Below are 11,844 nucleotides of genomic sequence, written 5' to 3' on the forward strand. Positions count from 1 at the left end.
GGTGGCGATCACCACCAATGGCTGGAATCTCAAACGCAACATTCACGCCTGGCGCGGCGCCGGCCTGACCAATCTCAATGTCAGCATCGACGCCCTGGATCCGGCCGCCTTCCACCGCATTACCGGCCACGACCAGCTCGGAGAGATCATCGCCGGCCTCGACCTTGCCTGGCGCTGGACGTCCCGGGTGAAGGTAAATGCCGTCCTACTGCGCGATACGGTCGAGACCGGCTTCGACGCCTTCGCCGACTTTGTCCGTGACCGCCGATCTCGTTTCGCTTCATCGAGCTGATGAGGACCGGCGACAACACCGCCTATTTCGACGATCAGCACGTCTCCGGCGTTGACCTGCAAGGGCTGGTTGGCGGTCAGGGGCTTGGTCGCCCATTGCCAAGGCCTCCGATGATGGCCCCGCGACCGACTTACGCTCATCCCGACTATCGGGGCAGAATCGGTTTGATAGCGCCTTACGCGCCAGGGTTCTGCGATAGCTGCAACCGCCTGCGCGTCACCGCTAAGGGCGCGCTGCGCCTGTGTTTGTTCGGCGAGTTGGGGGTCAATCTGCGCGATCTTCTGACGCCCGATCAGGACGAGGCGCTACGGGCCCGTATCGAGGCGGCCCTGATCGGCAAGCCATCGGGCCACCGGTTGCACGAAAGCAATAGCGGCGACACCCGCCAGCTGGCCCAGTTTGGCGGCTGAGGGCAAGGACAAGCCAAAGCGCCAAAGCGCCAAAGCGCCAAAGCGCCAAAGCGCCAAAGCGCCAAAGCGCCAAAGCGCCAAAGCGCCAAAGGCAATCGGTTATCGTGATGCTGAGCAAGTGAGAAGGATCAGAACGAAATAGTCTGTTCGCTCTTGCCCCCCTTTCGGGGGATGAGTCTATGAGGGCGAGCGGGTCTGCGCCGTTGGCCAGCGCTCACGTTGGGCCTTGCCGATCGGCGCAGTGGTCGGGAGAGTATGGTTGTCGATCAATGGATCTGGTTTGGCCAGGCGCTCCAGAACGGCCGGGCGAGCTATCGTCACCTGTGGGCCGTTGATGACCACGCCATAGTCGGCAATGGCGGCAAAGGCTCGCGAAAGGTTCTCCGGGGTCATGCCGAGCACGGAGGCCAACAAGCGCTTTTCGTGCGGCAGGGTAAAGGTCTCGCCACCGCCCTGGCGAACCTTCTGCGTGATTAGGTAATTGGCCAGACGCTCAAGGCCGCCGCGCAGCTTCTGATTCTTGATGGCTCGCACGAGGCCTCGATAACAGCCCGAAAGTTCCTGCGCGACGGCGCAGGCCAGCGCGGTGTCTTCCTTCATCGCGCGGCGCAGGGCCTCGCCCGACAGCATCAGGATGTCAGACCGCTCGATGGTCTGCGCGCTCATCAAGGCGTCAGCCTCAAGCACAACGGCGGCCAGGATGAAGGTCGAGACCGGCCGCAGCACTGCCAGGGTGGTTTCCTTGTCGTTCCAGGTCGCGCCGAGCTCAACGCCGCCGTCCAGCAGGACATAGAGGAAGTCGACCGCATCACCCTCGGTGAGGAGGGTCGTTCCCGCAGGGAATTTCTGCAGGAAGGCGCCGCTGGTTACGGTCTTGAACAGCTCGTCCGACATGACGCTGAACAAGGGCAGGCTTCTGACGCGGTCGAGATCGGCGCTTCTCATCATACCCTCATAGTGCCGCAGGATCAGCCAAGCAGCCTTGAGACAGATCAAGCCAATGAGATAGCTTGTTGATTGATGTTTATCAAGAGGCCAATTGTCGCGCTATAAAGCCCGTATTGATCAAATATAAGCTCCACCAAATAGCACCCAAAGACTTGTATGTGATCGATGGTTATTTAGCATTGCTTGATCCTTATCAAAGGCTCCGAGGCCACACCCCGCAATAGATTGCGCGCGGCAGACGATACCATGCGCAGGCGGGGGACAGACATGCAGACGGCGACGCCATCGCAACCGGGGGCCGGATCGGCTCTGACGATGAGCACCATCGCGTTCACCGCGTGTTTCGCGGTTTGGACGGTGTTCTCGATCATCGGCGTCAAGATCAAGCAGGACCTGGGGCTTAGCGAAGCGCAGTTTGGCCTGCTGGTCGGCACCCCGATCCTGACCGGATCGCTGGTCCGGGTCTTCCTGGGCGTCTGGACCGAGCAATATGGCGGCCGCCTGGTCAATCTGCTGGTCATGCTGTCAGCGGCGGCGGCGACCTTCCTGCTGTCCTACGCCCAGACCTATCCGCAATTCCTGCTGGCGGCTCTGGGGGTCGGCCTGGCCGGCGGCTCGTTCGCGGTCGGCGTGGCCTATGTCTCCAAGTTCTTCCCCAAGGAGCGCCAGGGCGCGGCGCTGGGCATATTCGGGGCGGGCAATGTCGGCGCCGCCGTCACCAAGTTCGCCGCCCCCTTCGTAATGCTGGCCCTGGGCTGGCAGAGCGTGGCCCAGATCTGGGCCGGGGTTCTGGCGCTGCTGGCGGTAGCCTTCTTCCTGACCACCAAGGACGAGCCCGATCTGCTGACCCGTCGCCGCACGGGCGTCAAACCCCAGGCCACCGCCGCCCAACTGGCTCCGCTGCGCAAGCTGCAGGTCTGGCGCTTTGCCCTCTACTACTTCTTCGTGTTCGGCGGCTTCGTGGCCCTGGCGCTGTGGCTGCCGCACTATCTGGTCGCGGTCTATCACCTCGACATCGTCGCCGCCGGCATGCTGGCGGCCGCCTATTCCATTCCGGGCTCGCTGTTTCGCGTCTTTGGCGGCTGGCTGGCGGACAAGATCGGCGCTCGCAAAGTCATGTATCTGACCTTCGGGATCAGCGTTATTTGCGCCTTCCTGCTGTCCTATCCCGCCACCAGCTACGTGGTTGACGGGGTGCGTGGGCCGATCGCCTTCCGCCTGGCCACGGGCCTTGTCCCATTCGTGATCCTGCTGTTCGCCCTAGGCTTCGCCATGAGCCTGGGCAAGGCGGCCGTCTACAAGCACATCCCGGTCTACTACCCCGATCACGTCGGCTCGGTCGGCGGTCTGGTCGGCATGGTCGGCGGCCTGGGTGGCTTCATCATGCCGATCGCCTTCGGGGCCCTCAATGACCTCACCGGCGTCTGGACCAGTTGCTTCATGCTGCTGTTCGTCCTGGTCGCCGGGGCCCTAACCTGGATGCATCTGGCCATCGGCCGGATGGAGCGCGCCAACGCGCCGCAGCTGGCCAACCTGCCGGAGCTTCCGGAAATGGCCGGCATGTCCAAAACCGTCTCCTTCGCCGCACCCGCCGGGCGCGTCGCCAACCCTCCCGCTCACTCGTGAGTAAGGCGCAATCCATGTCGACTTCCAAACCTAGCCCGGTGATTACCGACTGGCGTCCCGAGGACGCAGACTTCTGGCGCGAGAGCGGCAAACGGGTCGCCACCCGCAACCTGTGGATCTCGGTGCCCAACCTGCTGCTGGCCTTCTCGGTGTGGATGGTCTGGTCGATGGTCATCGCCAAGCTCAAGCTGGTGGGCTTCAAGTTCACCACCGAGCAGCTCTTCTGGCTGGCCGCCCTGCCTGCCCTGTCGGGCGCAACCTTGCGGGTATTCTACAGCTTCATGGTGCCGATCTTTGGCGGTCGGCGCTGGACGGCTCTGGCCACCCTGTCGTTGCTGATCCCGGCCATCGGCATCGGCATCGTGGTGCAGCATCCGGAGACCCCCTACAGCGTCTTCGTCCTCCTGGCCCTGGCCTGCGGCCTTGGGGGCGGCAATTTCGCCTCCTCGATGGCCAATATCTCGTTCTTCTTCCCCAAGAGCGAAAAGGGCGCGGCTCTGGGCCTTAACGCCGGCTTCGGCAATCTGGGCGTCAGCGTCATGCAGTTCCTGGTGCCGGTGGTGATCGGACTGGCCCTGTTCGGCCCGCTGGTCGGCGCGCCCCAGACCATCGTCGAGCATGGCGTGGCCAAACAGATCTGGCTCCAGAACGCCGCCTATGTCTGGGTTCCGTTCATCCTCGCCGCCGCCGTGGCGGCCTGGTTTGGGATGAACGACCTTGCATCGGCCAAGGCCTCCTTCTCGGCCCAGGCCGTGATCTTCACCCGCAAGCACAACTGGATCATGTGCTGGCTCTATCTGGGCACCTTCGGCTCGTTCCTCGGCTTCTCGGCCGCCTTCCCCCTGCTGACCAAGACCCTTTTCCCCGACATTAATGTCCTGCAGCTGGCCTTCCTGGGCCCCCTGATCGGCGCGGCCTCGCGCGCCCTGACCGGCGGGATCTCCGACCGCTTCGGCGGCGAGCGCGTCACCCACTGGGCCTTCCTGGCCCTGGCCGTTGGCGTGCTGGGCGTGCTGGCCGGGGTCGGGGCCTACGGCGCGGCGCCCTCCTTCCCGATCTTCTTCGCCAGCTTCCTGTGGCTGTTCTTCTGGACCGGCGTCGGCAACGCCTCGACCTTCCAGATGATCCCGGCCATCGTGCGCGCCGACATGCCCCGGCTGATGCCCCAGGCGCCCATGGAGGCCCGGCAGCGGGCCGCTGAAATGGAGTCGGCGGCGATTGTTGGCTTCACGTCGGCCATCGGCGCCTTCGGCGGCTTCTTCATCCCCAAGGCCTTTGGCGACTCTCTGAAGGCCAGCGGCGACCCGCAGTTCGCCCTCTATCTGTTCCTCGGCTTCTACATCAGCTGCGTAGTCGTCAATTGGGCCTTCTACGGCCGCAAGGCCTCGATGCTGCACACGCCCGCCCTCATCAAGGTTACCCCCCAATGAGCCACACCCTGGATCGTCTGGCGTTCTTCACGCGCAAGACCGAAACCTTCTCCGCTGGCCACGGCGTCATGAATGATGACGACCGCACCTGGGAGCAGGCCTACCGAAACCGCTGGCAACACGACAAGGTCGTGCGCTCCACCCACGGGGTGAACTGCACCGGCTCCTGCTCGTGGAAGATCTATGTCAAGGGCGGCATCGTCACCTGGGAAACCCAGCAGACGGACTATCCGCGCACTCGGCCGGAACTACCAAACCACGAGCCGCGCGGCTGCGCCCGCGGCGCCAGCTACAGCTGGTACCTCTATTCGGCCAACCGGGTGAAATACCCGCTCATCCGCTCGCGCCTGCTGAAGCTGTGGCGGGCGGCGCGGGTTACCCGCAGCCCGGTGGCCGCCTGGGCCTCGATCCAGAACGACCCGGCCCAGCGCGCCGACTATGTGACGCGGCGCGGCGGCGGCGGCTTTGTCCGCGCCACCTGGGACGAGGTCACCGAGATCATCGCCGCCGCCAATGCCCACACCATCAAGGCCCACGGCCCCGACCGGGTGTTCGGCTTCTCGCCGATCCCGGCCATGTCGATGGTCTCCTATGCAGCCGGAGCCCGCTATCTGCAGCTGATCGGCGGGGTCTGCGGCTCGTTCTACGACTGGTATTGCGACCTGCCGCCGGCCTCGCCCCAGACCTGGGGTGAACAGACCGATGTCGCCGAAAGCGCCGACTGGTTCAATTCCAGCTTCATGATCCTGTGGGGCTCCAACGTCCCACAGACCCGCACGCCCGACGCCCACTTCTACACCGAGGCGCGCTATCGCGGCGCCAAGTCGGTGGTGATCTGCCCCGACTATTCGGAAGCCTCCAAGTTCTCTGACCTGTGGCTGGCGGTGAAGCAGGGCACCGACGCGGCCCTGGGCATGGCCTTTGGCCACGTGATCCTCAAGGAGTTCCACGTCGACCGCCAGGTCCCCTATTTCCGTGACTATCTGCGTAAATATTCCGACCTGCCGATGCTGGTGCGCCTGGTTCCGCAGGACGGCGCCTATGTGCCCGAGCGGCTGCTGCGCGCGGCCGAGTTCGACCAGGCCCTGGGCGAGACCAACAACCCCGACTGGAAGACCGTCGCGCTGGACGACACCACTGGCCAGGTGGTGGTCCCCAACGGCTCGATCGGCTTCCGCTGGGGCGAGGACGGCAAGTGGAACCTGGAGGAAAAGGACGGCGGCGGTCGCGAGACCACCCTGCGTCTGGGCCTCAAGGGCGTGCAGGACGACATCGTCGGCGTGCGCTTCCCCTATTTCGGCGGCGCGGCCACCAACGGCTTCGCCATGACCGACCACCCCGATGTCCTGGTGCGCAACGTGCCGGTCAAGCGGATGATGCTGCCCGAGGGCGAGACCCTGGTGGCCTGCGTCTACGACCTGTTCCTGGCCAATTATGGCGTCGACCAGGGTTTTGGCGGCGACCACATGCCGGCCGACTATGACGACGTCCAGCCCTATTCGCCGGCCTGGGCCGAAGCCATCACCTCGGTGCCGCGCGACCAGATCCTGGCCGTGGCACGCGGCTTTGCCGGCAACGCCGAGAAGACCGACGGCAAGTCGATGATCATCATCGGCGCGGCGATGAACCACTGGTACCACATGGACATGAACTACCGCGCCGCCATCAACATGCTGGTGATGTGCGGTTGCGTCGGTCAGTCCGGCGGCGGCTGGTCGCACTATGTCGGCCAGGAAAAGCTGCGCCCGCAGACCGGCTGGGCGCCGCTGGCCTTCGCCACCGATTGGGCCAAGCCGCCCCGTCAGCAGAACTCCACCTCGTTCTTCTACGCCCACAGCGACCAGTGGCGCTACGAGACCGTGGCCATGGACGAGATCCTCTCTCCCACCGCGCCGGACGGCGTGTGGAACGGCTCGATGATCGACTTCAACGCCAAGGCCGAGCGCATGGGCTGGTTGCCCTCGGCCCCGGCCCTGAAGACCAATCCGCTGGAGGTGGCCAAGGCCGCCGCCGCCAAGGGTCAGGACGCCAAGGCCTATACGCTCGACCAGCTCAAGAGCGGCGACCTGCAGATGTCGTGCATGGATCCAGACGATCCGGCCAACTGGCCGCGCAACATGTTCGTCTGGCGCTCCAACCTACTCGGATCCTCGGGCAAGGGTCACGAATACTTCCTCAAGCACCTGCTGGGCGCCTCGCACGGGGTTCAGGGCAAGGACTTGGGCGAGACCGGCGGGGTCAAGCCCACCGAGGTCGCTTGGCATGACCAGGCGCCGGAAGGAAAGCTCGACCTCCTGGTCACGCTGGACTTCCGGATGTCGACCACCGGCGGTCTATTCCGACATCGTCCTGCCCACGGCCACTTGGTACGAAAAGAACGATCTCAACACCTCCGACATGCACCCGTTCATCCACCCGCTAAGCGCGGCCGTGGACCCTGGCTGGGAGTCCAAGTCGGACTGGGAGATCTTCAAGGCCATCGCCAAGACCTTCTCCCGGGTTGCCCCCGAGGTGCTGGCGTCGAGCAGGACGTGGTCCTCACCCCTATCCAGCACACAGCGCCGCCGAATTGGCCCAACCGTTCGACGTTCGCGACTGGTCCAAGGGCGAGTGCGAGGCGATCCCCGGCAAGACCATGCCGCAGATCACCATCGTCGAGCGACTATCCCAACACCTACAAACGCTTCACCGCGCTTGGTCCGCTGCTGGCCAAGAGCGGCAACGGCGGCAAGGGCATCGGCTGGAAGACCGACCATGAGGTCGATCTGCTCAAGGCCTTGAACGGCGAGGTGCTCGAGGCAGGCCAGACCCAGGGCCTGGCGCGCATCGAGACCGATATCGACGCCTGCGAGACCATCCTGATGCTGGCCCCGGAGACCAACGGCGAGGTGGCGGTCAAGGCCTGGGAGGCGCTTGAGAAGCAGACCGGCCGCGATCACGTCCACCTGGCCATGCCCAAGGAAGACGAAAAGATCCGCTTCCGCGACCTGCTGGCCCAGCCACGCAAGATCATCTCCTCGCCGACCTGGTCGGGCATCGAGAGCGAGAAGGTCTGCTACACGGCCGGCTACACCAACGTCCACGAACTGATCCCGTGGAGGACCCTGACCGGCCGTCAGCAGCTCTATCAGGATCACCTGTGGATGCGGGCGTTCGGCGAGGCGCTCTGCGTCTATCGTCCGCCCATCGATCTGAAGACCACCCACGTCATGGGCGCCAAGCCCAATGGCGAAAAAGAGATCGTCCTCAACTTCATCACTCCGCACCAGAAGTGGGGCATCCACTCCACCTACAGCGACAATCTGATGATGTTGACGCTCAACCGCGGGGTCCCGTGGTCTGGGTGTCGGAGGTCGACGCCAAGAAGGCGGGCCTGGTCGACAACGACTGGATCGAGGTCTTCAACGCCAACGGCGCCCTGACCGCTCGGGTCGTGGTTTCCCAGCGTATCCGTGAAGGCACGACCTTCATGTATCACGCCCAGGAAAAGATCGTGAACACCCCGGGGTCGCAGATCACCGGCCTGCGCGGCGGCATCCACAACTCCTGCACCCGCACAGTACTCAAGCCGACTCACATGATCGGCGGCTACGCCCAGCTGGCCTACGGTTTCAACTATTACGGCACCGTTGGCTCCAACCGCGATGAGTTCGTGGTCGTCCGCAAGATGACCAAGATCGACTGGCTCGAAGAAACGCTCGTTCAGAAGGATTTCGCCCAATGAAGGTGCGCGCTCAAATCGGCATGGTGCTGAATCTCGACAAGTGTATCGGGTGCCACACCTGCTCGGTCACCTGCAAGAACGTGTGGACCAACCGCGAAGGCGTTGAATATGCCTGGTTCAACAACGTCGAGACCAAGCCCGGCATCGGCTTTCCCAAGGATTGGGAAAACCAGAAGAAGTGGAACGGCGGCTGGGTCCGCAAGGCCAACGGCAAGATCGAACCCAAGATGGGCGCCAAATGGCGCATCCTGGCCAAGATCTTCGCCAATCCCGACCTGCCCGAGATCGACGACTACTACGAGCCGTTCGACTTCGACTACGCCCACCTGCAGAACGCTCCGGAGATGAAGAACTTCCCCACCGCGCGGCCGCGCTCGAAGATCACCGGCCAGCGGATGGAGAAGATCGAATGGGGTCCCAACTGGGAGGAGATCCTGGGCGGCGAGTTCTCCAAGCGCTCGGCCGACGCCAATTTCGAGGGCGTCGAGAAGGAGATCTACGGCCAGTTCGAAAACACCTTCATGATGTATCTGCCCAGGCTCTGCGAGCACTGCCTCAACCCTACCTGCGTGGCCGCCTGCCCGTCGGGCGCGATCTACAAGCGCGAGGAGGATGGCATCGTCCTGATTGACCAGGACAAGTGCCGCGGCTGGCGGATGTGTGTCTCGGCCTGCCCGTACAAGAAGATCTACTACAACTGGGAATCGGGGAAGTCGGAGAAGTGCACCTTCTGCTTCCCGCGCATCGAGGCGGGCCAGCCGACAGTGTGTTCCGAGACCTGCGTGGGCCGCATCCGCTATCTGGGCGTGCTGCTCTATGACGCCGACCGCATTGAGGCGGCCGCCTCCACGCCCGACGAGAAGGACCTTTACCAGGCCCAGCTCGACATCTTCCTGGATCCCAGCGATCCGGCGGTGATCGCCCAGGCGCGCGCCGACGGCGTTCCCGAAGCCTGGCTGGACGCGGCGCGCAAGAGCCCGGTCTATAAGATGGCCATCGACTGGAAGGTCGCCTTCCCGCTGCACCCCGAATACCGGACCCTGCCGATGGTCTGGTACGTTCCGCCGCTGTCGCCAATCCAGTCGGCCGCTTCGGCCGGGGCGTTGGAGATGGACGGCGACATGCCCGACGTCGCCTCGCTGCGGATCCCGGTGCGCTATCTGGCCAACCTGCTGACCGCTGGCAACGAGCCGCCGGTCGTCCAGGCGCTGGAACGGATGCTGGCCATGCGCGGCTTCATGCGCGCCAAGACGGTTGACGGCCGCATCGACCATGGCATCGCCGGCAAGGTCGGGCTGACCGCCGCCCAGGTGGAGGACATGTATCGTTACATGGCCATCGCCAACTACGAGGATCGCTTTGTCATTCCGTCGGCCCACCGCGAGGTCGCCGAGGACGCCTACGACCTGCGCGGCTCCTGCGGTTTCACCTTCGGCAACGGCTGCTCGGGCGGCCGCACCGAGGTGGGTCTGTTCGGCTCCAACCCGCGCTCGCGCGCCAAGACCCCGATGGAGGCTTAAGGCCATGGCCCGCACCTACAAGGCGCTCGCGCTGCTCCTCACCTATCCCGACCCAAAACTGCAAGAGGCGGCGCCCTACGCGCTCGGCGAGATCATCCAAGAAAACCTGCTGACGCCCCCCGTGACCAAGGCTTTGGAACGCTTGGTCTCGATGCTCGTCAGCGAAGACATCTATGAACTTCAGGAACGCTACACCGACCTCTTCGACCGAACGCGCTCGCTGTCGTTGAACCTCTACGAGCACGTTCATGGCGAAAGCCGCGACCGCGGCGAGGCCATGGTCAACCTGCTGGAGCTCTATCGGAGCAAGGGCCTGGACCTGACGACCAGCGAACTGCCCGACTTCCTGCCGGTGTTCCTGGAATTCCTGTCGATCCTGCCCGACGCCCAGGCCGCTTCGCTATTGGGCGAGGCCACCCATGTCCTGGAAGCCATGGGCGAGCGCCTCAAGAAGCGCGACAGCGCCTATCGCGCGGTGTTCGGCGCCTTGGCCAGCCTGGCGGCGCAAGCGGCCGATCCGGGCGCCCTGGCGGCCCTGCTCAGCGAGCCTGACGAGGACCCCAACGATCTGGAGGTTCTCGATAAGGCCTGGGCGGAAACCGCCGTCACCTTTGGCCCTTCCGACGTCGGCTGCCCCAAGGCCGGCGCCCTGGTCGAGGCCATGCAGGCCGAGCCAGGCCGCACCCCCCGCCGGGCCCGCGCTAGCGCCGCTCAAGGAGCCTGATCATGAGCCTGCTCAATCAAGTCTTGTTTGGGGTCTACCCCTATATCTGCCTTGCCGTGCTCGTGCTGGGCAGCGTGCTCCGTTTCGACCGCGAACAGTATACTTGGCGCTCAGGTTCGTCGCAGTTGCTACGCCGCCGCCAACTCGTGCTCGGTTCAGTGCTTTTCCACGTCGGCGTCCTGGTCATTTTCGGTGGCCATTTCGTCGGTCTGCTGACGCCGATCTGGGTGTTCGACGCCCTCGGCGTCTCGCACGGCGCCAAACAGATCCTCGCCATCACCGCAGGCGGCGTCGCCGGCGTGATGTGCCTGGCGGGAGGCCTGATCCTGTTGCATCGACGGCTGTTCGATCCGCGGATTCGCAAGACGTCCAGCTTCAGCGACATCGCGATTCTGGTGATCCTGATGATCCAGCTGATGCTGGGCCTGGCGACCATTCCCCTCTCCATGCAGCATCTGGACGGGCACGAGATGGTCAAGTTCATGACCTGGGCCCAGGGCGTGTTCACCTTCCAGCCGGGGATCGCCAACGCCGTCGCCGACGTGCACCCGATCTTCAAGCTGCATCTAGCGCTGGGCATGACCATCCTGCTGCTGTTTCCGTTCACGCGCCTGGTCCACATGCTCTCCGCGCCGATCTGGTATCTCAACCGCCGCGGCTGGCAGCTGGTGCGCACCAAACGAGCCATGCCCATCCAGCCCCAGGCGGCCGCGCCGGTCTATCCCCAGAAGACCGACGCCGTGTGGCCATCCTCCACATCCGCTTTTAAGACCAGGAGGTAGGTGATGACCGCCACCACAGTCATCGACGGGGTCGAGATCCCAGAGTTTCTGATTGCCCTGGAGGCGCAGAACCATCCAGCCTGTCGGTGATCGAAGCGCGGCGCGCGGCGGGTAAGGCCTTGGCCGTGCGCGCCCTGCTCCCTGCATCGCGCCGACGAACTGGGACTTCGGCCAGCCCCCCGAGCACGATGAGGCTGGTCGCGAGGAAACAGCCGAAGAGGCGTTGATCCGCGCGGTTCTCGACGAAGAGGTCGACCATCGAAACCCCATCGACCGCGAGCTCTGCCGCCACATCTACGACAGCCAGCGCAGCCGCTTCACCAGTCCCGCCCTGGTCGAAGCCGCCCATATCCTGATCGCACCGCAGGGCGATGAGGCCTCCCACTGG

Annotated in this window: 9 protein-coding genes and 1 pseudogene; 9 read left to right on the plus strand and 1 reads right to left on the minus strand. The window is 64.4% G+C overall.

Annotated features, from left to right (window positions below; all coding sequences use genetic code 11):
* Nucleotides 1–292: pseudogene (gene moaA, locus CSW58_RS14005) on the plus strand (GTP 3',8-cyclase MoaA); the annotation flags it as partial.
* On the plus strand, nucleotides 292–702 hold the full coding sequence (locus CSW58_RS05305) for a hypothetical protein (RefSeq protein WP_161494567.1): 411 nt from the start codon (nucleotides 292–294) through the stop codon (nucleotides 700–702). The pseudogene moaA and the gene CSW58_RS05305, both read left to right, overlap by 1 nt.
* A 177-nt stretch (nucleotides 703–879) precedes the next feature.
* On the opposite strand, the gene CSW58_RS05310 is transcribed toward CSW58_RS05305, so the two are convergent.
* Nucleotides 880–1,647: a cyclic nucleotide-binding domain-containing protein gene (locus CSW58_RS05310; RefSeq protein ID WP_099446595.1), complete on the minus strand. Its 768-nt coding sequence runs from the start codon at nucleotides 1,645–1,647 to the stop codon at nucleotides 880–882.
* 318 nt (nucleotides 1,648–1,965) lie between these two features.
* Here CSW58_RS05310 and CSW58_RS13690 point away from each other — a divergent pair, with 318 nt between their 5' ends.
* From CSW58_RS13690 to narI, 7 genes are read left to right on the plus strand one after another with little or no spacing between them, the layout of a single operon-like run.
* Nucleotides 1,966–3,276 carry a nitrate/nitrite transporter gene (locus tag CSW58_RS13690; RefSeq protein ID WP_236627656.1) on the plus strand — a complete coding sequence of 437 codons (1,311 nt, stop codon included), beginning with the start codon at nucleotides 1,966–1,968 and terminating at the stop codon, nucleotides 3,274–3,276.
* A 14-nt stretch (nucleotides 3,277–3,290) separates the two neighbouring features.
* Nucleotides 3,291–4,706: a NarK family nitrate/nitrite MFS transporter gene (locus CSW58_RS13695; protein ID WP_143755090.1), complete on the plus strand. Its 1,416-nt coding sequence runs from the start codon at nucleotides 3,291–3,293 to the stop codon at nucleotides 4,704–4,706.
* Nucleotides 4,703–8,128 carry a nitrate reductase subunit alpha gene (locus CSW58_RS05320; RefSeq protein WP_304441629.1) on the plus strand — a complete coding sequence of 1,142 codons (3,426 nt, stop codon included), beginning with the start codon at nucleotides 4,703–4,705 and terminating at the stop codon, nucleotides 8,126–8,128. The genes CSW58_RS13695 and CSW58_RS05320 overlap by 4 nt, the downstream gene beginning before the upstream one ends.
* On the plus strand, nucleotides 8,041–8,430 hold the full coding sequence (locus CSW58_RS15910; protein ID WP_304441630.1) for a molybdopterin dinucleotide binding domain-containing protein: 390 nt from the start codon (nucleotides 8,041–8,043) through the stop codon (nucleotides 8,428–8,430). Before CSW58_RS05320 ends, CSW58_RS15910 begins: the two co-directional genes overlap by 88 nt.
* Nucleotides 8,427–9,950, plus strand: a complete 1,524-nt coding sequence (gene narH / locus CSW58_RS05325) for a nitrate reductase subunit beta (protein ID WP_099446592.1) — start codon at nucleotides 8,427–8,429, stop codon at nucleotides 9,948–9,950. The genes CSW58_RS15910 and narH overlap by 4 nt, the downstream gene beginning before the upstream one ends.
* Nucleotides 9,951–9,954: 4 nt before the next feature.
* Nucleotides 9,955–10,674, plus strand: a complete 720-nt coding sequence (narJ, locus tag CSW58_RS05330) for a nitrate reductase molybdenum cofactor assembly chaperone (RefSeq protein WP_099446593.1) — start codon at nucleotides 9,955–9,957, stop codon at nucleotides 10,672–10,674.
* A 2-nt stretch (nucleotides 10,675–10,676) separates the two neighbouring features.
* Complete coding sequence (gene narI, locus CSW58_RS05335; RefSeq protein WP_201721583.1) at nucleotides 10,677–11,456, plus strand: respiratory nitrate reductase subunit gamma; 780 nt, start codon at nucleotides 10,677–10,679, stop codon at nucleotides 11,454–11,456.
* Nucleotides 11,457–11,844 lie beyond the last annotated feature (388 nt).

It is taken from the genome of Caulobacter sp. B11, from assembly GCF_002737765.1.
Classification (GTDB): Bacteria; Pseudomonadota; Alphaproteobacteria; order Caulobacterales; family Caulobacteraceae; genus Caulobacter.